At 70.0% G+C, this 23,505-nt stretch carries 21 protein-coding genes; 11 read left to right on the top strand and 10 right to left on the bottom strand.

The window, feature by feature from the left end; translation table 11 throughout:
* Window positions 1-207: 207 nt before the first annotated feature.
* The 5 genes from ACFQVD_RS02790 to ACFQVD_RS02770 all read right to left on the bottom strand — a co-directional run bounded on the left by ACFQVD_RS02790 (window position 208) and on the right by ACFQVD_RS02770 (window position 8,024).
* On the bottom strand, window positions 208-1,362 hold the full coding sequence (locus ACFQVD_RS02790) for a VWA domain-containing protein (RefSeq protein WP_343980126.1): 1,155 nt from the start codon (window positions 1,360-1,362) through the stop codon (window positions 208-210).
* Window positions 1,355-3,907 (bottom strand): DUF5682 family protein, encoded by a 2,553-nt coding sequence (locus tag ACFQVD_RS02785; RefSeq protein ID WP_364148234.1) that lies wholly within the window; start codon window positions 3,905-3,907, stop codon window positions 1,355-1,357. The genes ACFQVD_RS02790 and ACFQVD_RS02785 overlap by 8 nt, the downstream gene beginning before the upstream one ends.
* Before the next feature lie 252 nt (window positions 3,908-4,159).
* Entirely contained in the window at window positions 4,160-5,227 is a 1,068-nt protein-coding gene (locus ACFQVD_RS02780; protein ID WP_343980120.1) for an ATP-binding protein, read from the bottom strand.
* Window positions 5,224-6,651 carry a DUF5691 domain-containing protein gene (locus ACFQVD_RS02775; protein ID WP_343980116.1) on the bottom strand — a complete coding sequence of 476 codons (1,428 nt, stop codon included), beginning with the start codon at window positions 6,649-6,651 and terminating at the stop codon, window positions 5,224-5,226. Before ACFQVD_RS02775 ends, ACFQVD_RS02780 begins: the two co-directional genes overlap by 4 nt.
* Complete coding sequence (locus tag ACFQVD_RS02770) at window positions 6,648-8,024, bottom strand: SWIM zinc finger family protein (RefSeq protein ID WP_364148236.1); 1,377 nt, start codon at window positions 8,022-8,024, stop codon at window positions 6,648-6,650. Before ACFQVD_RS02770 ends, ACFQVD_RS02775 begins: the two co-directional genes overlap by 4 nt.
* Before the next feature lie 281 nt (window positions 8,025-8,305).
* On the opposite strand from ACFQVD_RS02770, the gene ACFQVD_RS02765 reads away from it, so the two are divergent.
* Together ACFQVD_RS02765 and ACFQVD_RS02760 are read left to right on the top strand one after the other, a co-directional pair.
* Window positions 8,306-8,737, top strand: a complete 432-nt coding sequence (locus ACFQVD_RS02765; protein WP_343979457.1) for a cupin domain-containing protein — start codon at window positions 8,306-8,308, stop codon at window positions 8,735-8,737.
* 56 nt (window positions 8,738-8,793) lie between these two features.
* Window positions 8,794-10,329: an aldehyde dehydrogenase family protein gene (locus ACFQVD_RS02760; protein ID WP_343979454.1), complete on the top strand. Its 1,536-nt coding sequence runs from the start codon at window positions 8,794-8,796 to the stop codon at window positions 10,327-10,329.
* Between the two features lie 68 nt (window positions 10,330-10,397).
* On the opposite strand, the gene ACFQVD_RS02755 is transcribed toward ACFQVD_RS02760, so the two are convergent.
* A complete protein-coding gene (locus ACFQVD_RS02755; RefSeq protein WP_343979451.1) occupies window positions 10,398-10,880 on the bottom strand; it encodes a hypothetical protein in 483 nt (160 codons plus the stop codon).
* Window positions 10,881-11,037: 157 nt separating this feature from the next.
* Here ACFQVD_RS02755 and ACFQVD_RS02750 point away from each other — a divergent pair, with 157 nt between their 5' ends.
* Window positions 11,038-11,844, top strand: coding sequence for a class I SAM-dependent methyltransferase (locus tag ACFQVD_RS02750; RefSeq protein ID WP_343979448.1), 807 nt, complete (start codon window positions 11,038-11,040; stop codon window positions 11,842-11,844).
* Between the two features lie 61 nt (window positions 11,845-11,905).
* On the opposite strand, the gene ACFQVD_RS02745 is transcribed toward ACFQVD_RS02750, so the two are convergent.
* Complete coding sequence (locus ACFQVD_RS02745; protein WP_343979445.1) at window positions 11,906-13,735, bottom strand: M14 family zinc carboxypeptidase; 1,830 nt, start codon at window positions 13,733-13,735, stop codon at window positions 11,906-11,908.
* A gap of 119 nt (window positions 13,736-13,854) precedes the next feature.
* The gene (locus ACFQVD_RS02740; RefSeq protein ID WP_343979442.1) at window positions 13,855-14,262 is read right to left on the bottom strand and encodes an ATP-binding protein; all 408 of its coding nucleotides are present in this window, start codon (window positions 14,260-14,262) and stop codon (window positions 13,855-13,857) included.
* Between the two features lie 192 nt (window positions 14,263-14,454).
* On the opposite strand from ACFQVD_RS02740, the gene ACFQVD_RS02735 reads away from it, so the two are divergent.
* Together ACFQVD_RS02735 and ACFQVD_RS02730 are read left to right on the top strand one after the other, a co-directional pair.
* Complete coding sequence (locus tag ACFQVD_RS02735; RefSeq protein WP_343979438.1) at window positions 14,455-15,279, top strand: helix-turn-helix domain-containing protein; 825 nt, start codon at window positions 14,455-14,457, stop codon at window positions 15,277-15,279.
* Window positions 15,280-15,312: 33 nt separating this feature from the next.
* On the top strand, window positions 15,313-15,543 hold the full coding sequence (locus tag ACFQVD_RS02730) for a DUF397 domain-containing protein (RefSeq protein ID WP_343979464.1): 231 nt from the start codon (window positions 15,313-15,315) through the stop codon (window positions 15,541-15,543).
* A gap of 101 nt (window positions 15,544-15,644) precedes the next feature.
* On the opposite strand, the gene ACFQVD_RS02725 is transcribed toward ACFQVD_RS02730, so the two are convergent.
* A complete protein-coding gene (locus ACFQVD_RS02725; protein WP_343979435.1) occupies window positions 15,645-18,551 on the bottom strand; it encodes an AAA family ATPase in 2,907 nt (968 codons plus the stop codon).
* 14 nt (window positions 18,552-18,565) lie between these two features.
* Window positions 18,566-19,258 carry a hypothetical protein gene (locus tag ACFQVD_RS02720; protein ID WP_343979432.1) on the bottom strand — a complete coding sequence of 231 codons (693 nt, stop codon included), beginning with the start codon at window positions 19,256-19,258 and terminating at the stop codon, window positions 18,566-18,568.
* 566 nt (window positions 19,259-19,824) lie between these two features.
* On the opposite strand from ACFQVD_RS02720, the gene ACFQVD_RS02715 reads away from it, so the two are divergent.
* From ACFQVD_RS02715 to gvpO, 6 genes are read left to right on the top strand one after another with little or no spacing between them, the layout of a single operon-like run.
* The gene (locus tag ACFQVD_RS02715) at window positions 19,825-20,346 is read left to right on the top strand and encodes a hypothetical protein (protein ID WP_343979429.1); all 522 of its coding nucleotides are present in this window, start codon (window positions 19,825-19,827) and stop codon (window positions 20,344-20,346) included.
* A gap of 5 nt (window positions 20,347-20,351) precedes the next feature.
* Window positions 20,352-21,437 carry an SRPBCC family protein gene (locus tag ACFQVD_RS02710; RefSeq protein WP_343979426.1) on the top strand — a complete coding sequence of 362 codons (1,086 nt, stop codon included), beginning with the start codon at window positions 20,352-20,354 and terminating at the stop codon, window positions 21,435-21,437.
* Window positions 21,438-21,474: 37 nt separating this feature from the next.
* Entirely contained in the window at window positions 21,475-21,897 is a 423-nt protein-coding gene (gvpJ, locus tag ACFQVD_RS02705; protein WP_343979423.1) for a gas vesicle protein GvpJ, read from the top strand.
* Window position 21,898: 1 nt separating this feature from the next.
* Window positions 21,899-22,789, top strand: a complete 891-nt coding sequence (locus tag ACFQVD_RS02700; RefSeq protein WP_343979421.1) for a GvpL/GvpF family gas vesicle protein — start codon at window positions 21,899-21,901, stop codon at window positions 22,787-22,789.
* Window positions 22,790-22,793: 4 nt separating this feature from the next.
* The gene (locus ACFQVD_RS02695) at window positions 22,794-23,015 is read left to right on the top strand and encodes a gas vesicle protein GvpG (protein WP_030922954.1); all 222 of its coding nucleotides are present in this window, start codon (window positions 22,794-22,796) and stop codon (window positions 23,013-23,015) included.
* A gap of 45 nt (window positions 23,016-23,060) precedes the next feature.
* Complete coding sequence (gvpO, locus tag ACFQVD_RS02690; RefSeq protein ID WP_343979415.1) at window positions 23,061-23,504, top strand: gas vesicle protein GvpO; 444 nt, start codon at window positions 23,061-23,063, stop codon at window positions 23,502-23,504.
* Window position 23,505 lies beyond the last annotated feature (1 nt).

The following is a 23,505-nucleotide window of genomic DNA, read 5'->3' as shown; positions in this document are numbered from 1 at the left end:
AGCACGGAGGAGAACCGTGGGCTCGGCGTGCCGTCGAGAGGCCGCCGGACGAAGAGCCGTCCGAGACGGCCTCCGAGACGGCCGTCGTGACCGGCCCCGCCCACCACGACGGCTGATCCGTCGGCGGGTGTCAGGCTGCCGCGTTCGGCCCCTGACGTCCTGGAGAAGGTGGGCCCCCGTGGCCTTTCCTCCTTCACCAGGACGGGATCAGGTGGCGGTGCGCTCCAGTCGGCGCTCGGCCCACTGGCCGATGTCGCGGCGCTCGATCGCCGCGGCCATCAGGTCGGGGAAGGCGTCGGGGGTGCAGGCGAAGGCGGGAACCCCCATGGCCGCGAGCGCCGCGGCGTTGTCGTGATCGTAGAAGGGCGCGCCCTCGTCGGAGAGCGCGAGCAGCACGATCACCTGGACGCCCGCCGCGGTCATCTGGGCGACCCTGCGGAGCATCTCCTGCCGCACGCCGCCCTCGTAGAGGTCGCTGATCAGGATGAAGATCGAGTCGTTGGGGCGGGTGATGAGGCCCTGGCAGTAGGCGATGGCCCGGTTGATGTCGGTGCCGCCGCCGAGCTGGGTGCCGAACAGCAGCTCGACCGGGTCGTGGAGCTGGTCGGTGAGGTCGACGACCGCCGTGTCGAAGACGACCAGCGAGGTCTTCAGCGAGCGCATCGAGGCGAGCACCGCGCCGAACACACTGGAGTAGACGACGGAGGCGGCCATCGATCCGCTCTGGTCGATGCAGAGCACCACCTCTCGCTGGACCGCCCGCTGCCTCCTGCCGTATCCGACCAGCCTGGACGGGATCACGGTGTTGCGCTCCGGCAGGTAGTTCCTCAGGTTGGCGCGGATCGTGCGGTCCCAGTCGATGTCGGCGACCCGCCTGGGCCGGTGGGTCCTGGCCGAGCGGTCCAGGGCGCCGGTCACGGCGGCCTTGGTCTTCTGAACCAGCCGCCGCTCCAACTCGGAGACGACCTTGCCGACCAGCGCCCTGGCCGACTCCCGTGCCTTCTCGGGCATCACCCGGTTGAGCGACAGCAGGGTGCCGACCATGTGCACGTCCGGCTCGACGGCATCCAGCATCTCCGGCTCCATCAGCAGCCGGGTCAGGTTCAGCCGCTCGACGGCGTCCTTCTGCATGACCTGGACGACGGTCGAGGGGAAGTAGGACCGGATGTCGCCCAGCCAGCGCGCCACCCGGGGCGCGGAGGCGCCCAGGCCCCCGCTCCGCTCGGCCGCCCCCGCACCGGCGCCGTTGTACAGCGCGGCCAGTGCCCCGTCCATCTGGGCGTCGGTTCCGGCGAGCGAGCACCCGGTGCCGTCGGCGTCACCGCCCAGGACCATTCGCCAGCGGCGCAACCGCTCATCCATCGCTGCTCCCCGTCCTTCCCAGAATCGCCAGCACGGTCCGCACGGCCGCCGCCGCGCGTTCCTCGTCGAACTCCTCCGCCTCCGGTGCCCGGTCCGCGCCGCCAGAGCCGAGAGAGCGGACGCGCGAGCCGATCGAGCGCCGCTCGGGGGCCGCGAAGGCGCCGAACGTCCTGCGGAGCAGGGGCAGCACGTCGACGAAGGTCTCCGGGGCGAGTCCGGTGAGCCACTCGTCGACCAGCCCGAGCAGCCGGGAGTCGTGGACGAGCAGCAGCCCGCCTCCGGAAAGGAACCCCTCGATCCAGGACGCCGCCCTGGCCGGCGGGTGCCCCGCCGACATCGCCAGCGACATCCGGCGGCCCGCCTCGGCCGTGTCGAGGTCGGCCGCGTCCAGCAGGATCCTGGTGAGCCGGCCCTCGATGAGCCCGTGCAGGTCGCCGCGGCCACAAGCCCCGCGCAACGCCGTCGACCACCGCCCCTGCGGAGAATCATCCTCAGGGCGGGCAGCGCCTCCCGAGGCTCCCGTGCTCCTCGTCTCCTTCGCGCCTTCCGCACCCGCCGGACCGTCCAGGCTCACGGAACCGGCGGAGGCGTCCGTCTCCTGTGAATCGCGGGAGACGCCGGCATCGGCGGGCACGGCTTCGAGCAGGGAGACGGCGGCGTGGACGGCGTCGATGTGACGGATCAGGTCACGGGCGGCGTCGTCGTCGAGACCGGTGACGGCGCCACCGAGGCCGACGCAGATCCTGGTGAGCATGGCCCCGACGATGGTGGTCAGGCCGGTGGCGGGGGTGCCGCGCACGTCGCCGTATCGCTGGGCGCGGACCATCGCCGGGAGCGCCGCCATCAGGTGCGTGACGTCGCCGTCGAGCGCGGCCCGCGCCGACAGGGCGTCGAGCACGTGCGGCAGCGCCTCCGGCAGGTCGGCGAGCAGGCAGTGCTCCACCAGGCCGGTGAGCCCGGCCAGCGTGACGCCTCCGGGCGCCCCGCCGGACGGTGCCCCGGTCCCGGCCGCGCCGCCTCCCCGGCCCGGTGTCCCCGAGCCGGGGGTTCCGCCGGACGCCCCGCCCCCGTCGGCGAGGTCGCGGACGCGGGCGGCGGCCGCCGCCGGGACGGTCGTGCCCCAGGAACTCGCCTCGATCAGGTCGATGTCGAACTCGGGCCGCCAGGCGAGCGACCACGACTCGCGGAAGGTGCCCTTGCTCCGGCTCTCCTGGGGAGTGCCCCAGGAGACGCCGAGCAGGCGGAGCCGGTGCAGCAGCCTGCTGCGCTCCAGGTCGAGGGGTTTGCGCAGGTCGAGGTCGTACTCACGGTCGAGTGCCTCGGGCTTGAGCCGCACCCGCCGCTGCTCCTCGCGCAGGTGACGCTGGAGGGGGACCATCGGGGTGCTGTCCGGCACCTGGCCGAGCCGCTCCCCCACGACCATGCGCCGCTGGATCAGCTCCACCGGCAGGTCGTCACCCTCGCACAGCACCGCCCTGACCGCCTCGGTGACCTCCGCCAGCCCGGCCAGGGGCCGTCCCCTGAGCACGGCCAGGCTTTCGGCGAGCCGGACCGCCTCGATGACGTGGGCGGAGGAGACCGGCAGGTCCTCCTCACGGAGCACCCCGGCCGCCCCGGTCAGCCACCGCTCGACGGGGCGGTCCGGGGAGGCGAACAGGTGGTGGTACCAGCCCGGGGAGGTCACACCCGCGCCGTACCCGCTCCAGGAGGCCAGCCGGCCGTACGTCCACGGCACCCAGGTGATCTCGGCCCTGACCTTGGGCAGCCCCCTGAGCAGCGCGTCGTCGGCCTTGACGGTGGGCAGCCCGGCTCCCCAGGACGCTCCCTCACCCGCCGTGCCCGCCAGTGCGGGGACGTGCCAGGCCCCGCAGACCACGGCGATCCGCTCGAAGCCGTCCCGGACCGCCCTGCGGATCGTGCGCCGCATGAAGGCCTCGCGCCGCGCCTCGTACCCGTCGGCGACGTGTCCCTCGCGGACCGCCTCCACCGCTTGGGCGATCATGTGGAACGGGGTGTCGCCGCGGTGCTCGACGGCGTCCTCCCACCACCGCTCCGGGTCGTCGTATCCGGCGGCGCGGGCGAGGGCCCCGATCGGATCGACCTGTACGGCCCGCGGGGTGGCATCGCCTTTCCCGCCGTCTTCCGCCGTTTCACGATGGAGGCCGGGCACCCCCGTGTCCGGCTCCTCTCCGGCCCGCGGCTCGGCGTCGCCGGTCGCGCCGGGGCGGGAGGCGAGGCTGTGCGCGGCCGGCAGGTCACAGAAGCGGACCGGGATGCCCGCCCCGACGGCATGGCGGAGCGCCTGCCACTCGGGGGAGAAGACCGCGAACGGCCAGAACGCGGCGGTGGACGGTTCACCCGGCACGTGGGCGAGGAGCGCCACCGGCGGCCGAAGGTCGGGGTCACGGGCCAGCTCGACCAGTTCGTCCGCCTCGGGCGGGCCCTCGATGAGCACGATGTCCGGCTTGAGGCGGTCGAGCTCGTCGCACAGGGACCGCGCCGACCCGGGTCCGTGGTGCCGGATCCCCAGCACGGAGACGCTCATCGTCGCCCCCTGACCGGCGAGGAAGCCGTCTCACCGACCGGCGGCGCCGGCGGCGTGACGCGATGGCGACCGCGCGGAGTGACCGCAGGCGTGCCATCCGATACGGGACCGGAACCAGGTGAGGAAGCCGTCTCACCGACCGGCGGCATGGCGCGATGGCGACCGCGCGGCCTGATCACCGGTGTGCCACCCGATACGGGACCGGAGCCCGGGACGGAGATCGGGAGCGGCCCCCTCCTGGGGGGCACCGCCTCAGCCCGCGTCACGGCAGGCCCGGTAGAAGTCGCGCCAGTCCTGGCGCTCGCGCACCACGGTCTCCAGGTACTCGCGCCAGACGACGCGGTCGGAGACCGGGTCCTGGATCACCGCGCCGGCGATCCCCGCGGCCACGTCGGAGGGGCGGAGCACCCCGTCGCCGAAGTGCGCGGCCAGCGCGATGCCGTTGGTGAGGACGGAGATGGCCTCGGCGGTGCTGAGCGTGCCGCTGGGTGACTTGACCTTGGTGCGGCCGTCCTCGGTGACGCCGGTGCGCAGCTCCCGGAAGACCGTGACGACGCGGCGGATCTCCTCCAGCCCGGTGAGGGTCTCGGGCAGTTCCAGGGAGCGGCCGAGCTGACCGACCCTGCGGGAGACGATGTCCACCTCCTCCTCGGCGGTGGCGGGCACCGGCAGCACGACCGTGTTGAACCGGCGGCGCAGTGCGCTCGACAGGTCGTTGACGCCGCGGTCACGGTCGTTGGCGGTGGCGATGATGTTGAAGCCGCGCTCGGCCTGCACCTCCCGGTTGAGCTCGGGAATCGGCAACGTCTTCTCCGACAGCACGGTGATCAGCGCGTCCTGGACGTCGGAGGGCATCCGGGTCAGCTCCTCCACGCGGGCCAGCCGTCCCTCGGCCATCGCCCGCATCACCGGGCTCGGCGTGAGCGCCTCCATGGACGGCCCCTCGGCCAGCAGCCTGGCGTAGTTCCATCCGTAGCGGATGGCCTCCTCCGCGGTGCCCGCCGTGCCCTGCACGAGGAGCGTGGAGTCACCGCTGATCGCGGCGGCCAGATGCTCCGACAGCCAGGTCTTGGCGGTGCCGGGCACCCCGAGCAGCAGCAGCGCGCGGTCGGTGGCGAGCGTCGCCACGGCCACCTCGACGATGCGCCGCGGCCCGATGTACTTGGGGGTGATCTGGTCGCCGTCACCGAGGATGTAGGTGGTCACCGCCCAGGGTGACAGCTTCCAGCCCGGCGGACGGACCCGGTCGTCGCCCTTGGCCAGGACCGCCAGTTCCTCGGCGTACTGGTCTTCGGCGTGGGCCCGCAGAACCGTTGTCACTGTGTGAGCTCCTTCAACATGTCGTCACGGAAACGCAGGAGGGCGGCGACCTCCTGGATGGGCGGCTCCGGTGAGAGCCGCCCGGCCATGTCGTGCAGTGCCGGATCGATGCGCTCACCGGCGAGCTTGGTCAGCTCGCCGAGATTCCACGGCTGGGTGCCGGACACATCGATGATCTTCTGGAGGACCGCCGTGGCCAGGGCCGGACCCCACGGGGCCGCGGCCCCGCCGAGAACCATGATCAGTTGGCCGTCCAGACCGTGCCGCCGTACGAAGTCGGCCGCGACGATCTCCTGCCTGTCCCGGGGCAGCGCGGCCAGCAGGTCGGCGATCGGATCCCAGGCGAAAAGCTCCAGTGCCCACTCCGGGTCACCCTGGAGCACGGCGGCCCTGACCCAACCGGCCATGACCTCACGGTTCCAGTCGACGATCTTCATGCGGACCAGTTCCCCGGGCGGCCGGCCGAGCAGCCGGGGCCAGACGCCGAGCGGGGTGCGGGCCACGGCCTGCTGCAGCCACCAGCCCCGCTCGCCGGTCCCCCGGGGCGCCTTCGCCCGGATGCCGTCGCGCTCCATGGCACTGTCGCAGGCCACCGGCGGGTCGACGTGGATCTCACCGCCGACGACGGTGACATACCGGGCGGCGCGCTCTGCCATCCGCAGGGCCAGGCGCGATCCGGGGAGCCGGGTGAGCAGGTCGGACGCCTGGTGGCGGACCTCGCGGCGGCGGTCGTCGAGCGCGGCCTCCAGGAACGGCTCGTCCTCAGGCGACAACCCCGTGGTGAGAGCCTCCAGGAAAGCCGCCCTGTCGTCGGGGCCCTCCTTCTCCCAGGTGGCGGCGAGCAGTTCCCTGGCCCTCGCCGGATCGGCCGCCCGCAGCTCGCCCAGATGGACGCGACGGTCACCCGAGGTGCCGAACTCCCAGACCTGCGAGGTCGGCCCAGAGTCGGTCGCAGGGTCGGTCGCGGCCACTCCCGTGACCTCCTCGAGCAGGAAACCCCACGCCGGGTTCAGCCCCGCCAGCCAGCGCCCCCGGTTGCCCGCCAGGACGCCGAGGTACGGCCGGATCGACCTGTCCCTGACCGCGTGGTCGAGCAGCTCGGGCAGCAGATGGGGTGAGAGGCGGTATCCATGCCCGGCCGCGGTCTCCAGCCACTCGGTGAGCAGTCTCGGCTGCTCACCACCGAGAACGCGGGCAAGCCGGTCGCCCGCGGCGCGCGAGACCTCCGGCTGCTCCTCGGGCGCCGCCAGACTCGGCGGCTCGCCCGGGGCGACCGGCCGCCGCCCGGCGCGCATCCGCAGCGTGTGCACGGCCGCTCGCCCGAGCAACTCGACCTCGCTCGCCCCCTCCCCGGGCAGCGGGCGCCGGTCGGTCCCGACGAGCGCGGTGGACACCAGCTCCTCCCAGTCGGCGGAGGCGTTCACAGGGCGATCACCCGGCCTTTCTCATCCCAGGTCGTGAGGGGGCGCAGGCCCCTCGGGGTCCATTCGACGGCGACGGTCAGCGGATGGCCGCCCGAGGTGGCGACCAGCCGCCACGGGGTTCCCGCGGACGGGTGGAGCGGCAGCCCGCCGGAGGGCCCGGCCAGGAGCCGCGAACCACTCCCCGCGGGGGTCACCCCCTCCAGCACGAGCGGCCAGGAGTCGAGCCATGGATCGCCCGCCAGAGCCTCGGCCACCTCGTCCAGCGCCCGCTCGATGCTCCGGCCGGGCGGCGGGCCGGCCGGGGCGGCGTCGTGCCGGGCGGCGACCACCGCGCGCAGCGGAGTCGAGCCGGGATAGAACGCCAGGTCGGCGTCCACGGTCGTGCCGGTGACGAGCGAGGCGTCGAGGGCCTGTCCGACCGGCGCGAACGACAGCACCAGCGCCGCCCTGCCCGTCCGGCGTCCGCGCAGCCAGACCCGGCGCGCGATCAGCCGGTCGTGCTCCTCGTCACGCCGTCCCAGCACGTCCCACAGGTCGCGGACGACCGCCCCGGCGAGCACCTCCTCCTTCGTCACCGAGAAACCGACCCGGTCACGCACCCTTTCCAGGAGCCCCGCGGGCCCGGCCTCCGGCACACCCCCCGGGCCGGCGACCGGACCGGCGCCGACCTCCTCGCCGGTCCTCTCGCCGGCCGGAGCCGCGAGGTTGCGGTGGGCCACGCAGAGCAGGTGCAGCAGCGCGTACTCGCTGAGCAGGCGGGCGGGCCAGTCATCGCCGTCCAGCACGGCGGGCAGGCGCGACAGCGAGCCCGCGACAGCGGGCGCCTGGGCGTCGATCAGGCGCTTGACCAGGTCGTCCCACTGGTCGTGGCGCCGTGCTCCGGCGAGGCCCTGCCTGACCTGGTCGGCGAGCCAGCGCTCCAGATCCGACAGACCGGCACTCACGCGCTGCTCGCGCAGCGCGGCCCGGCGGCCGTCGGCGGGAGGCGCCTCGGCGGACCTGGCGGCGCGGGTCGCCCCGGCCTCCGCCGCCCTGGCCGCGCGGCCGCGCCGCCCGTCGAGCCACTCGCCCACCCAGTCGGCGACCTCCTCCGCGGCGGGGACGCCGTCGGCCGACCACAGGAGCAGCAGGCCGAGAGCGTGCTTGCACGGGAACTTCCTGCTGGGGCAGGTGCACCGGTAGGCGGGCTCGGACAGGTCGACGCAGGCCCGGTAGGGCTTGGAGCCGCTGCCCGCGCACTCACCCCACACCGCGTCGGCGGTGACTCCGGTCCCCGACCACTTTCTGGGGGAGGAAATTGTCCCGGCCGCTTTCTGGGACGAGGCGTCGGGCGCGAGCGCCAGCACCTGATCCCGGTTCCACCGTTCGATCACGGACCGAACCTAGCCAACCCCTCCGACAAATCCGGACCACTCACCCCGCAGGACGATCTCCGTCCCCCCGGTGACTCCCGCACCGAGCGGCGACCCCCGTCGCGCCCCGTACGCGCACCCTCGCGCGCGCCCGTCCCGTCGGCCGTCCAGACGGCTTCGCCGCGGATGCGCCCGTACCGTCCCGACACCGTCCCGATACCGCCCCACGCCGGCGACACGTCGGTGCTCGCACGAACCTCGCACGGCCCGTCCGAGGGAGCCGGGTCCCTAGAATCGGTGCGATGACGACCCCTTCCCGTCCTCCGCTCGCCGAGACCCTGGACCTGCTGCCGCACCCCGAGGGCGGCTGGTTCCGCGAGACCTGGAGAACCTCCGTCGACCTCACCCCGCCCGGGTACACCGGAGCGCGGGCCACCGCGACGGGGATCTACTTCCTGCTGGGGCCCGGCGAGGAGTCGCGCCCGCACGTGGTCGCCTCCGACGAGGTGTGGCTCTGGCACCGGGGCGGCCCGTTGACACTGACCCTCGGCGGCCACGAGGGCCAGCCCGCCCACTCCGTTACCCTGGGTCCGCTGGTGGAGGAGGGCCAGGTCCCGCAGACGGTGGTGCCCGGCGGCACCTGGCAGGCCGCCCGCCCCGCCGGCGACGAGGCCGTACTGGTGAGCTGCGTCGTGTCCCCGGGTTTCGACTTCGCCGACTTCCGGATGATGTGACGGCCTCGTCCTTCGCGGGGAGAATGCGGTCACAGGTCCATACCGGGAGGTCGAAGGTGACCAGCGAGATCGTCTCCGTCATCGGCGGAAAAGAAGCATCCAACGGCACCGCCTACGAGTCGGTCAACCCGGCTCGCCTGGACGAGGTGGTCGCGCGGGTCCGGCTGGCGGACGCGAGCACGTTCTCCTCCGCGTGCCGCACGGCCACCGCGGCCCAGCGGGAGTGGTCCCGGGTTCCCGCGCCCGTCCGGGGGCGGGTGATCGCCTCGATCGGGCGGCTGGTGGAGGCCAACGCCGAGGAACTGGCCCGCCTGGTCACCCGCGAGATCGGCAAGCCGTACGCCGAGGCGCTGGGCGAGGTGCGCGAGATCGTCGACACCTGCGACTTCTTCCTCGGCGAGGGCAGGCGGCTGTACGGGCAGACGGTCCCCTCGGAGATGCCGGACAAGAACCTGTTCACCTTCCGGGTCCCCGTGGGAGTGGCCGCGGTGATCACGGCGGGAAACTTCCCGGTCGCGGTGCCGTCGTGGTACCTGGTCCCGGCGCTGCTGTGCGGCAACGCGGTGGTGTGGAAGCCCGCCGAGTACGCGGCGGCCTCCGCGCACGCGCTCTACCGGCTGTTCACGGCGGCCGGGCTGCCCGACGGCGTGCTGAACCTGGTCCTCGCCGACGGCGCCACGACGTTCGAGGGCCTGGAGTCGGCGCTGGCCGAGGGCACGGTGCACAAGGTCGGGTTCACCGGATCCACCGCGGTGGGCCGCGCGGTCGGCGAGCTGTGCGGGCGCCACCTGCAGTCCCCCTGCCTGGAGCTGGGCGGCAAGAACCCGATGGTGGTGATGCCGGACGCCGACCTGGACCTGGCCGTGGAGGGCGCGCTGTTCGCGGGCTTCGGCACCGCCGGGCAGCGTTGCACGTCACTCGGCACAGTGATCGTGCACGAGAGCGTCCACGGGGAGTTCCTCCGCCGGTACGCGCGCGCCGTGGCGGAGGCGGCGATCGGCGACCCCGCCGGGGACGTGCTCTGCGGCCCGCTGCTCGAGGAGCGGTTCGCCTCGCGCTACGAGGAGTACCTGGGCTGGATCCAGCCGCACCACACCGTCGTCTCCGGCCCCACCGGACGCATCACCCCGGACAACCCGCGCGCCGGCTTCACCGGGGAGGGCGGCCTCTACTACCACCCGGTGGTCGTGGACGGGGTCCGCCCCGACGACCGGCTCTTCCTTGAGGAGACCTTCGGCCCCATCGTCGGCGTGACCGCCTTCGACACCCTGGAGGAGGCCGTCGAGCTGGCCAACCTTCCCGGCTACGGGCTCTCCTCCTCCATCTACACCACCGACCCGAAGTCGGCGTTCCGCTTCCGCGCCGGTATCGGCGCGGGCATGGTGAGCGTCAACAACTCCACCTCCGGCGCGGAGGCTCACCTGCCCTTCGGCGGCAACGGCAGATCCGGCAACGGCAGCCGCCAGTCGGGGGTGTGGGTTCTCGACCAGTTCACCCGCTGGCAGGCGATGAACTGGGACTACTCGGGCAGGCTGCAGAAGGCCCAGATGGACGTCGCCGAGATCGTCCCCGACCTGGGCTTCCGCCTCTGACGCCCGCTGACGCCCGGTGCCCGTCCGGATCCCCGCCCCCGGGGGTCCGGCGGTCCAGGGCGGCGGGTTCAGTGGTGGGGCAGCATGTGTTCGAAGAGCTCGAAGCCCGTGAAGAGCAGGAACGCGACCGCGAGGAGGGAGCCCAGCAGGACCGGCTGCGACACGCGGCGACGCGGCCGAGGCCTGGCGGGCGAGGCGCCGGCTCCCACAGCGGGGATCGCTGTCAGAGCGGGGTCCGGAGCCGGGACGGATTCGAGGGCGGGGGCGGGGGCGACGGGGGGTGGGGTGCCCCCCTGGAGGTGCGCACCCACCGGGAAGACGCGGACACCGTCACAGCCGCAGGCGGGGCAGTTCGTTCCCGACCAGGGCGGCTGGACCATGACGCCCGACCTCAGCCAGAGCACGACGTCGTGTCCGTGCCCGTCGGTCAGGTGACGGACGAGGTACTCCTCCTGCCAGAGGTGCCCGCAGCGCGTGCACCCCAGTGGCCAGGTCTCGCGAGCGCTGAACTCCTCGAGCACGAGGATCACCCCCATTGTGTCAGCGAACATCCCATCTGAGTCTGGGCGCCCTCCTCCGTTACAGCAAGCGACGAAATGGTGCGAAATCCGTTACGGCCACACAATTAGACCAAATAATGAGACAATTCTTCTTGAAATATGAGATTCCTGCTACGGTCGGGGGCACGGACAGAAGGAGAGGTCTCCCATGACAGCCAAGGGCGCCGTGTACACGCACGGACACCACGAGTCGGTGCTCAGATCCCACAGGTGGCGTACCGCGGAGAACTCGGCGGCCTACCTCCTGCCGTACCTGAGAGCGGGTATGACGCTGCTGGACGTGGGCTGCGGGCCCGGCACCATCACCGCCGACCTGGCGGAGCGCGTCGCGCCCGGCACGGTCACCGCGGCCGAGATCAGCGAGGAGGCGCTCGGGCTGGCCCGCGCGGAGATGGAGCGGCGCGGGCGCTCCGGCGTCGAGTTCTCCGTGGCGGACGTGCACGAGCTGTCTTTTCCCGACGACACCTTCGACGTCGTCCACGCCCACCAGGTGCTCCAGCACGTCGGCGATCCCGTGTCGGCGCTGCGCGAGATGCGGCGGGTCTGCAGGCCGGGCGGGATCGTCGCGGTACGCGACAGTGACTACGCCGCGTTCACCTGGTTTCCCGAGACGCCCGAACTGGACGAGTGGCTGGACCTCTACCTGAGGATGGCGAGGGCCAACGGCGGCGAGCCCGACGCGGGGCGGCGACTGCTCTCCTGGGCGCACGCGGCGGGGTTCACCGACGTCTCGGCCACCTCCTCGACCTGGTGCTTCGCCACACCCGAGGACCGCGCCTGGTGGGGCGGCATGTGGGCCGAGCGGATCCTGAAGTCCGACATGGCCCGCCAGGCCCTCGCCTCGGGCAGCACCGAGGAGGACCTGCGCCGCCTCTCGGCGGGCTGGCACGCCTGGGCAGGAGAGCGGGACGGCTGGCTGTCGGTGCTCCACGGCGAGCTCATCTGCCGCGTCTGACCGGCGCCGAGCCTGCCGGTGAAGGGCTCGGGGCGCCCTCGGCGAAGGCGCCCCGAAGGGGTCAGGGTTGTTGAGTGATCTTGACGTTGTCGATGCCGGCCTCCACCAGGGAGGCACCCGAGGCGTCGGCGGCCTCGATCAGGACGCGGACCGTCTGGCCCGCGAAGGCGGAGAGGTCGGCCGTGGCGACCGCCCAGGCGCCGTTGCGGTTGGCGGCCGCGCCGAGCTGCTGGAACACCTGGGTGGTGGTGGAGCCGACGACCTTCACCCGCAGGAAGTCGGCGGTGGAGGAGTTGGAACCGTGCGCCAGATACCACGACAGCGACAGGTTCAGCGTCCCGGTCGACGGCAGGGTGATGGCCGGTGACTGGATGCTGGTGACTCCTCCGTCGATGTCGTGGTCGCCCGCCGCGGTGCCCGCGAGCCTGCCGGTGACCAGGTCGTTGGTGCCGCTGACCGTGGTGCCGAGCTGCTTGGCGCCGCTGGAGGTGGTGGCCTGCGGGACGCCGCGCTCCCACTGGCCCGAGGTGGCGGTGTCGGTGCCCGAGGGGTTGGTCGTCCAGCCGGCCGCCGTTTCGAACTCGTCGGAGTAGACGGTCACCGGCGGGGTGCCGGTGCCGCAGTACTGCGACTCCTTGCCGATGATGCGGTAGACGCAGTCGGAGTACTCCAGGAAGCGGAGCGCGGCCTCGCGGTTGCGGGTGGTCTGCGGGACGATCTGCTCGTCGGGGGGGTAGAAGCCCGGCGAGGAGGAGACCGGGTACATCTCGATGGTGTAGCTGAAGATCTTGTAGACGCCCCACAGCCAGTCGTCGATCGTGCCGTCGGTGATGTAGAGGTCGCTGGCCTGCTGGGGGGTGTAGTTGTTGGTGGCGGCCATGTTCTGGCCCAGGGTCGCGTGGGCGTCACGGTCGTCCTGGGTCAGGCCGGGGCCGGTGTCGTTGTAGGTGTAGCCGTACGGCCACAGGATCAGCTCGCCGTAGGTGTGCCAGTCGATGTGCGCCTTGATCTGCTGCACACCGCCGACGATCCTGCTGCGGACCCAGTTGGCCACCGCCCTGACCTCGGGAGCCGACTCGGCCGCCGAACCCCGGTAGGTGTCGCTGGAGGCGGAGCCGGAGGAGCCTCCGCAGCAGCCCCAGTTGTAGCCCCAGTTGCGGTTGAGGTCGGTGCCCACGGACGAGGAGCCGGAGTTGGGCTGCCGGTTCTTACGCCAGGAGCGGTAGGAACCGGTGGCTATGTCGTACTCGCCACCGTCGGGGTTGAGGTCCGGCATGATCCAGATCTCACGATTGTTGACCAGGTTGGTGATGCGGTTGTCTGTGGCGTATCCGTCGGTGAGCAGGTTGAGCAGGTAGAGCGCCATCTCGACGGTCAGGTGCTCGCGAGCGTGCTGGTGATGCGTGAACAGCACCTCGGGCTCGTTCTCGTCCGTGGCGACGTTGTCGCTGATCTTGACGGCGATCAGGTCGCGCCCCTCGTACGAGGTGCCATAACTGATCTTGCGGGCGATCGTCGGGTGGTCGGCGACGATCTGGTTCACCGCGGCGGTCATCTCGGCGTAGTTGTGGTAGCCGGAGTCGGCCGACGGAAAGTCCGAACGCTGTTCGGGCCCGGTCGGGTACAGGGACTTGGGGATCTTCGTGACGGTGTGGCCGAGTTTCTTGATCTCGGCGACCTCGGTCTCGCTGGCGGTGACCACGACCGAGTCAGGATCGACCTGATCGATCGCGGCACCGGTGGCCGCGATCTCGCTGCGCTGCTGAGGGGTGCTCGGTCCCTGGACCTTGTACTGGCTGTTCGGTGACGGCTCAGCCGAGGCTCCCGCCCCGGTCATGCCAAGGCATAACAGCGCCAGGGCGGCGAACACCACTATCAGACGGCGTCTCACCTGCGTCCTCCTCGGGCACGCACTCTAGGGGGTTGTCGCGTGCCTCCACTGAGAGTCAGACAGGGAGGTTGATTAGCAAAGGCCCAAATTTTAGGAGCCGCACCCCCTCCGTCCCGAGATCAGAAGACGACCTCGAACCAGAGCGTCCTGGCGCCCTCGGGAGCGTCGTCCTGGACGCCCCAGTTGTCGGCGAGCAGGTCCACCAGGAACATGCCTCGCCCACCCTCCGCCTCGGGGTCGTTGCGCACGTGCGGCATCGACGCGCCCGACCCGGCGTCACAGACCTCGACCAGCACCGCGGCCGATCCCACCGCCACGGTCATCGCGACCTCTCCGCCCCCTCCGGACCCCGAGTGGAGCACGGAGTTGGTCACCACCTCGCTCACCAGGAGGATGACGTCGTCGGACGCGGGGTGTCCCTCGCCCAGCAGCTCCCTGACCCGGCTTCGCGCCATCGACACCGACTCCGGAACCCCCTTGAGGGTCACCGTGGATCGAGGTGAGACGGCCTGCCGTCCGGTCGTCATGGTTGACCTCACTCCCCGACACGCATATCCCATGCACATCGCCCTCTGAGATGGCACACTCACTCACGGTGAACTGTTCTATCAAGGACTGCAATACCTCATGTTGAGATTCCACAGATTTGCCATCAAAGGACGGAGGGAGGTAGATGCGTGGCTTCTCGACGCAGCCCCACGGCCCGTCATCGCCGCCTGATGGCGGAACTGAACCGTCTGCGAAAGGACAGCGGGCTGACACGGGTGGAGGTGGCCGAGCGGATCGGCTCCACCGACACCACCGTCTGGAGATACGAGACGGGCCTGACCCGTCCCCGCCCCTCGGACGTGTCGGCCCTCACCGAGGTGTACGGCGTGACCGGGGAGGCGCGTGACTCCCTGATCCAGATGGCCGTGGAGGCCCGGCGGCGAGGCTGGTGGCACCCCCACCGCCAAGCCCTCAAACCGGGCTTCGACTCCTACATCGGGCTGGAGGCGGAGGCGTCGCTCGTGCGTTCGTACGAGCCGCTCGTCGTTCCCGGCCTGATGCAGACCGAACCGTACGCACGCGCGGTGATCGAGGCGACCTCCATTGTCCAGACCCCCTCCCAGGTCGAGGAGACGGTCTCCGTACGCATCTCGCGCCAGCGGTTGCTACACGGACCCGGTGACCCGATCCACCTCGTCGCGGTGCTCGACGAAGCAGTGATCCGGCGTCAGATCGGCGGGCGCGACGTCATGTCGGAGCAGTTGGAGCATCTCGTCCACCTCGGCGCGCTGCCCAACGTGGAGATCCGGGTCGCCCCGTTCTCCGCGGGGGCGCACGCGGCGATGGACGGCAAGTTCTGCCTGCTCAGCTTCCCCGAGCCCGAGGTTCCCGACCTGCTCTATCTGGAGCAGGCCTCGAGCGGGCTCGTGCCGGACGACCCGGAGCAGGTCAGCCGATACGCCTCCATGTTCGAGAGCCTCTGCGAGATGGCACTCGGCCAGGAGGAGTCGGCGGCCTTCATCGCCCAGATGGCGAGAAGGTTTTCCTCCCCCTAGCCGTAGAAGGAAGAAAAAGTGCGAGGGTCCACGATGGATCTGTCCGGCGCCAAGTGGCGTAAGAGCGGTCGCAGCACCAACGGAGGCGACTGCGTGGAGGTGGCGGTCGTCCCCGGTGATCCGGCCGTCGCCCGACACAAGGCCGACGCCGATCGGCTTTACCTCGTCCGCGACTCCAAGGATCCGGGCGGCCCGGCTCTGGCGTTCACCCGGAGCGAGTGGGACGCCTTCGTCGGCGGCGTGAAGGACGGCGAGTTCGACTGACGGGCCTTTCGGGGGAACCGGCTCGCCGGCTCCCCCGGAACCTCCCGGCCGCACAGCCCGCCCGCGGCCTCGGCCCGGCGGGCTGTGCGTGTTCGGAACCGTCAGCGCGGGGGCCGCTCATCGGTGCCCTTGTAGCCGAGGACTCGCATGGCGACCTCGGGGTCCATCGCCGCGGCGAGCAACTGCGCCCGTTCCACGGCGCTGTCACGCTGGGCCTCGGCCCTGGCCCTGGCGGCCCGCGATCCCCGGGTGACCGTGGCGACGATGCCCGCTCCCACGATCGCGGCCAGCACGGCGACGAGCACCACCGGGAGCGTGCCCGACTCCGGCGAGCCCGCCCCGCCCAGCACGACACCTCCGCCATTGAGCGCGTACACGCCCAGCAGCGTGAAGGCCGCCAGCGCCACCAGGCTGACCACGACCAGGAGCACCACCTTCAGCCGCCCGCCCCGCGACGCGGGAACACCGGACGGCGGAGGGTGCGGCGACGGCACGGGCGGTGGCGACGCCTGCCGGGGCACCGGACCGCCGTCACCCCACGGCACGAAGTCCGGCCCGGCCGGCATCGTGGCGCCGTTGCCGTTGCCGTTGCCGTTGCCTATCACCACCGCTCCCTGCACGACCGCGACGGCGGGTTCGAGCCTGAGCTGGGCCGCCGGGACGGGCAGGGTGCGCGACACGTGGCTGTGCTCGCGATGCGCCCGTGCCGCCTCCAGGTGATACTCCTCGATCTCGGCGTAGAAGTCCTCCGAGAGATAGACCGAGCCGTCGACCAGCGGCCCCTGCCTCCGCTCCAGGATCGCGACCACGTCGTCACCGTTGAGCGTCTTGTGCGTCTCGAGCGCGTGGGCCAGGCACAGGACGTCTCTCCGATGCTCCCGCAGCAGTTCCTCGGTCCGGTCCAGCAGGCGCACCAGGTTGAACTCGATGCGCTCACCCAGCACGTCGGGGGCCGGCGGCTGCCCGCCCCCCGGTGCCTTGGTGAAGCCGATGCCGCCGCCACCGGGCTTGGGCATCGACTTGCCTCCCATGATCTCCAGTTCCTGCAGCGCGGGCACCGAGGTCACTCCGCGCCCCATTCCCCAGTGCGCCTCCATCAGCGCGGTGAGGTACGTCGCCGAGAACAGGTCACCCGAGACGCCGGAGGAGTTGTCCTCGCCGAAGAACATCCGCTCCCCGGCCAGCGAGGCGAGCGAGACCATGATGTCGGCCTCGTGCTCGGACTTCCAGCGGGTGAACTGGTCCTCGGGCTTGATGCTCGCGACCATGCCGAGATAGTCGGCGCCCTTCTCTATCGTGGCGATGTCGATCTCAAGGTGGTAGCGGGTGCGGTAGGCCGCCACGGCGTGGCAGGCCTCGTGCACGGCGACCGCGTGCCGCTCGCGCTCGATGTACTCCACGTCCTCGGGTGGCCCGAGTTGCTTGAGCCGTTTGGCCCTGGTCACGTCCGACCAGGTGATGACCTCCCGGCCGTCGCGGATCGCGGTGATCAGCGACTCGTTCACCAGGTCCTTGATCGTGGCGCCGGTGGCGTAGGGCGTGATCGTCGCCAGCTTGTCCAGTTGCTCGTCGGTCAGCTCGTGGTCGACCTTGTCGAAGTAGCCCCGGTAGGTGCGGACCCGGCCCGCCTTCGACGGGTAGCCCACCTTGTAGATGCGGTCGATGCGGCCCGGCCGCAGCAGCGCCTCGTCCAGCGAGTTGGGCATGTTGGTGGCCATCATGACCAGGATCCGGTACTTCGGCGGCGGCTTGGGCCGCATGCCGAAGAGTCTTCGCACATGCCGGTTGACGATGCCCCGGGGCTTCTTCAGCCCCGACAACTCGGTGAGCAGCGCCTGCAGCGTGCCCGGGTCGCCGCCCCCGCCACCCATGCCACCCATCATGAAGCGGCTGCGGCCGGTGTCCGGCTCCTCCCGCTCCGCCGCGCCCTTGCGGGTCAGCAACCAGCGGGTGTCCTCGCTGAGGTAGCCGAATCCGTGGCACCCCGCGACGTGCGGGGAGAATCCGGGGCCGCCCCTGGGCCCCTGCTGCGCCAGCGAGCCACGCCGTCCGAGGGAGTCGGCCTCGTCGAAGAAGACGATCACGCCCCCGTATCGCAACGAGAGCTTGCGGAGCTTCCTGAACAGCGACTTCACCTTCAGGATGCCGATGCCCATGAACATGTTGACGAACGCGCCGGGGTCGACGAACACGTACGGCTTGCCGGTCTCCCCGGCCACCGCCTCGGCCATCAGGGTCTTGCCGGTGCCCGGCGGGCCCCACAGCAGCAGGCCGCTGGGCACGTAGCCGCCACGCTCCTCGATCGCGTCCGGCCGCTCCAGGAAGACGATGTTCTCCTTGACCCGCTCGACGACGTGGTCCTGGCCCCAGACGTCGGTGAAGCGGGTCTTGATGTCGTCGGGGAAGTAGGTCTCCACGCCGCCCCGCGACAGCAGCCAGAACAGGCCGATGAACTGGAAGGCGATGAAGAAGAACGCGAAGGCGAGCTGCGCCATGTACGGCAGCGCCTGCCAGAGCAGCGCGGGCGCCTGGAACAGCGCGAGCGCGGGAGAGGTGTCCAGCACCTCGCCGAGGATGAGGGCGAGCACCGCGATCCAGAACAGCCACTTGATGGCGCGCGCCATCCTGAAGCGATTCCAGTCGGAGAAACGGCGATGGGTCCAGCGCTCGAAGCCGCCGAACACACCGCGCGTCCAGAACCTGTTGTATCCGGCGGAGCGCTCGCTGACGAAGAAGTGGAGCTGGCGCAGGAACTCGGCTCCCAGGAGCCAGAAGATCCACGGCGCCGCGACAGCGGTGGTGATCATCGCGTCCTGGAATGTCATGATGCCCTCGAATGAGGCCATCTCGCTCCATACCAGGATGAAGTAGATGATCGTCAGGATGAGGAGGAATTTGATCCGATCCCAGAAAGGCATCTTCTTGCGCTTGTCGGGATGCGGATCCGTCGGACCCGAGCCGGGGGCCCTTAGTCCTTCGAAGGTGGGGGGCGGCGGAGGTGACTTCATTTACGGGCTTCTCCTCACCCGGTGAGTCGTTTGACCTTGAAAGATTGCGCGATCCTGTCGAACTCCCCGGCGCGCTTCCGGTAGCAGGCGGCCGAGCAGCGGATCAGCAGGGTGGAGATCTGCTTGCCGTCCGGGGCCAGATAGGAGGTGAGGTCGAAGGTCTCCGTCCCGGCGCCCTCGATCGCGTAGTTGAACCGCACGTGCACCCCGCGCAGGCCGTCTCCGGGCTGGAGCACCTCGTCGGCGAGAAGCTCGAAGTCCTTCAGCGGATAGCCGGGGATCTCCGCGTACTTCTCGCGCACCGTCTCGGTGACGGGCAGCACGGAGTTGCGCATGCTGTTCAGGGAGAGCGCGTCCCGCTCCTCGGGGAGGAGCTTGGCGATCCGGGCGAAGACGAATGGTTCGTCCTCGGTGCCGTAGCCGAGCAGGTGGTCTGGAGACGGCTTGCTGTGGGCGTCGTAGGCGGTCGACCAGATGAGCTGTTTGCGCAGCTGCGCGGTGGCCGATTCGAGGTCGGCTCCGATGGTCGCCTTGTCCAGCGCCGTCTGGTCGACCTTCCGCCAGGCCGCCGGAACCTTGAAGTATGTCTGCCCGTCGTCGTGGCGGACGTAGGTGAACTCCGCACGTGCACATCCCGTGAGCCCGCCGACCATGGCGGAAACGACCACCATGGCGATCACGGCGAACCCGGCCCTCGATCTTCTCACCAGGGCTGTACCTCCGCTTTACGGGTTAACGAGATGGTTGTGCCCGTTTTTTAAGCGCCTCTCTCCTTTCTCGACCCATTCATCTCGGAAACCTTGACCAAATCTTTCCGGGAACCTGGCTCCACTTGTTACAAAGCTCCGCCGTTGACCCCCGACACATCATTGAACTCTCGACCTCTGCCGTAGGCCAGAGGCGGACGGAGGGGTGTTTCACCTCCGGCCCACGACGGGAATCCACCCCCGGGCAGGCCAGACCAGAACAATATCCCTTTTGTCCCCTTTTTGCCCATATGTGTTTTTGTGGGGGTTTTCCAGGGTAGGGGGAAATGAAATTGTTGGAACGGGATGCTCTTCCCATATTCACCGCAACGGGCGTCAGCTCTGGTCAATGTCGTCTTTCTCTGCGATGTGCCGACGGGGTCCGGCCCCGAGGACTCGAAAGAGATGAGACGGACTCTGCAGCAGGACAACGACAGGGAGTGGTGATCGTGAACAACATGGTGCGAATGGCCCTTGCCGTGGCCGGAGGCTACCTTCTGGGGCGCGGGAAAGTACGGCTGGCCACGATGCTGGCCATCGCCGGTGTGACCGGCCACCTGCGCGGCGGCAAGGGCGACCTGTTGCAGCAGGGGCTGAAGATACTCGGTTCCTCTCCGGAACTGGAAAAGATCACCGAAAGCATTCGCGGCGACCTCCTGGAGGCGGGCAAGGACGCCGCCAAATCCATGATGACCAGACAGATCGACTCGCTGAGCGGCAAGCTGCACGACCGAGCCGAGTCACTGCGGAACCCCGAGGAGGCCGAGGAGGAACCGGAAGAGCCCGAGGAAGGCCGGAAGCGTCGCGGGAAGACTGCGAAACCCCCGAAGAAGTCCCAGCCCAAGGACGAAGAGGAAGAGGAAGAAGAGGAAGAAGAGGAGGAGGAGGAAGAGGAGCCTGAGGAGGAGGAAGAAGAAGAAGAGGAGGAGGAAGAGGAAGAAGAAGAGGAGGAGGAGCCGGCACCGGCCAGGTCCAGAGGCCGGGGCTCAAGTCAGCGCAAGTCCGAACCGTCGCGAACCAGGCGGGCGCCCGCCAAGGCACGGGGGTGAGCCCCATGGCTAAGGCCTCCAAGGGCCAGACTGACCAGAAAGAGCAGCGCCCCGAGCACAACGGCCAGGAGAACTCCATGGACCGGCTCACCCACGAGTTCCAGAATCTCCTCGGCGCCGTCGGGGAGCGGGCGCTGTCCACGGTGGGCGACAAGGTCAAAGGGATGACCGGCAAGCTGACCGACTATGCCGGAGGCGGTGGATCGGGCCTGCTGAGCACGCTGACCGGCTCGGGGGGATCCCTGGCCGGCGGCCTGGTGAAGGGACTGGGCAAGAAGGCGATCGGCGGCCTGGTCAAGAAGATCACCGGAGGCGGCGGCAAGGGCGGGAAAGGCGGGAAGTTGAAGATAACCAACATCGTCGAATCCATCGACATCGGCGTTCCGATACGCATGGTCTACGACCAGTGGACCCAGTTCGGAGACTTCCCGAAGTTCATGAAGAAGGTCGAGAACGTCGACCAGCCATCTGACGAGAAGCTGGAGTGGAAGGCACAGATCTTCCTGTCCCACCGCACCTGGGAGTCGACGATCATCGAGCAGGTGCCCGACAAGCGGATCATCTGGCGCTCGAAGGGGGCGAAGGGGTACGTCGACGGCATCGTGACCTTCCACGAGATCACCCCCGACCTCACCCGGGTTCTGGTCACCCTGGAGTACCACCCGAAGGGCCTGTTCGAGGGCACCGGCAACCTGTGGCGCGCCCAGGGCAGACGGGTGCGCCTCGAACTCAAGCACTTCCGGCGGCACATCATGAACCAGGTGCTCCTGAAGCCCGACGAACTTCAGGGATGGCGTGGCGAGATCCGCGACAGCAAGGTCGTCAAGGACCAGGAGACGGCCCTCCGGGAAGAGGAGGAGGCCAAGGGCTCCGAGGACGAACAGGCCGAACCGGAGAGCCCCGAGGAAGAGGAGAAGGGCGAGCAGGGCGAGGAGGAACAGGCCGAGGAACCCGAGGAAGAAGAGGAAGAAGAGGAGGAAGAGGAGGAAGAGGAGGAAGAGGAGGCGGAAGAAGAGGAACCTGAAAAACCCGCCGCGAAGAAACCGTCCAAGCGGCCCGCCCGTCGCCGCAAGACCCCCGCCCAAGTGTGACCGGACACGTCGCAGCGGGTAACCAGAGAGGAACGCCATGACCGTCGTTCAGGGGGGCAGGGCCGCCGGCTACCGATCCGCATCGGGGCTGGCCGACGTCGTCGACACGATCCTCGACAAGGGGATCGTGATCGACGCCTACATCAGAGTCTCTCTCGTTGGAATCGAACTCCTGACCATCGACATACGGATCGTGGTGGCCAGCGTTGACACCTACCTGCGCTTCGCGAAGGCCGTCAACCGCCTCGACCTCACCCAGACCGGCTCCCAGAAGACCTTGCCGGAAATGGTGCAGGACATGACAGAGGGGGGCGGCAAGTCGGTGGCCAAGGGGGCGACACACGGGGTGCTGGACGCGGCCAAGGAGAAGCTCAGCGGTCTGACCGGCGAATCCGAGGAGGAGGAGCCCGAGGAGGAGCGCGAAACGGCACCCCGGCCCAGACGACGGAAGGAGCGGTGAGATGCACGCTTCCAGCGCGAAGCCGGAGGCCGCCCGGTCCGACGGGTCCGGCGGGTCCACGTCCGGCGCTCGCGCCACCCAGAGGCGTTCCGCCTCCGAGCGGCGGGGGACCGCCGCCACCAGGGGATCCGGCGCGTCCAGGCCCGGCACCGGTGTCTACATCTACGGGATCGTCCCGGCGGACGTCGAACTGACCTCGGACACCATCGGGGTGGGAGACCCGCCGGGCGCGGTCAGGCTGGTGCGGTACGGCGAGATCGCCGCCCTGGTAAGCGACGTGGCCACCGATCGCCCGCTGGGCAGGCCGAATGACCTCATGGCCCACGAGCGACTGCTGGACGAAGCCGCCGCGGAGGTGCCCGTGCTCCCGATCCGTTTCGGGGCGGTGGTGACGGACACCCGGGCGGTCGTCGACGAGTTGCTCATGCCACACCACGACGAGTTCCTCGTCACGCTGAACGACCTGGAGGGACAGGCGGAGTTCGTGGTGAAGGGGCGCTATGTCGAGCAGGCCGTCCTACGGAAGGTGCTGGAGGAGAACCCCGAGATAGCGAGGTTGCGCGACGAGATCCGCGACCTCCCCGAGGAGGCGACCTGGGACACCAGAATGCGGATCGGAGAACTGATCAACGCGTCGATCACAGCCAGACGCGAAACCGACACCGCCGCACTGGTCGATGCCCTCACTCCGCTCTGCGTCGACATCGCCGTGCGCGATCCCACCCATGAACAGGACGCCGCCCACCTCGCCCTGCTCGTGCGGACCGACCGGCAGCCGGATATCGAAAAGGCCCTGGACGTGTTCGGAAAGCGCTGGGAGGGCCTGGTCGGGCTACGACTGCTGGGCCCGCTGGCACCGTACGACTTCGTCAGGACACAGGAGAACGGGTGATGACGTGGGACCTCTAGGACTGATCCTGGGTCTGCCGTTCGCACCGGTCCGCGGGCTGGTCCGGCTCGCGGAACTGCTTGAGGAGCAGGCCGAGCAGGAACTCTGGAGCCCCATGGCGGTCAGGCGCCGCCTGGAGGAGCTGGCAGAGGCGAGGGCCGCCGGTGAGATCTCCGAGGAGGAGGAAGCCCAGGCCGCGGAGGAGATCCTCCAAGGGATGATCATTTAGCCGGTGCGGCCACGCCGGCCGGGAGACGATGAGGAGAGTGAGCCCGTGCCTGTCAAACGCAGCCCTCGCAAGGAGCGCCCTACCGACGATTCCTACGATGACGAGGCTTTCGACGAGGGCGAGGAGTCGTACGAAGACATCGAGGACGACGAAGAGGAGGAGGAGCCGGATAGTGACGGCCGGTCGGTGAAGTCCGCCCGGCGACCGCGACGGCGCTCCCACATGCTGTCCGCGACGACCGCCGGAGCGACCGGACGGCGGCACATCGCCGAGCTGATCGACAAGGACACCGAAGGGGTGACACTGGTCCGGCCGGAGAAGGACGGCTGGCTGGTCGAGGTCGAGGTCGTCGAGGACCGTCACGTCCCCTCCTCCGGCGACATGCTCTCGCTCTACCGGGCCGAGATGGACGCCGAAGGGAACCTCCTGTCATACCGCAGGGTGCGACGCTATCGGCGAGGCAGGCCCGACAGCGGCGAGGTGGGCTGAC

Source organism: Streptosporangium amethystogenes subsp. fukuiense, assembly GCF_042665875.1.
GTDB lineage: Bacteria > Actinomycetota > Actinomycetes > Streptosporangiales > Streptosporangiaceae > Streptosporangium > Streptosporangium fukuiense.
This window is presented reverse-complemented; position numbering and strand designations above follow the sequence as displayed.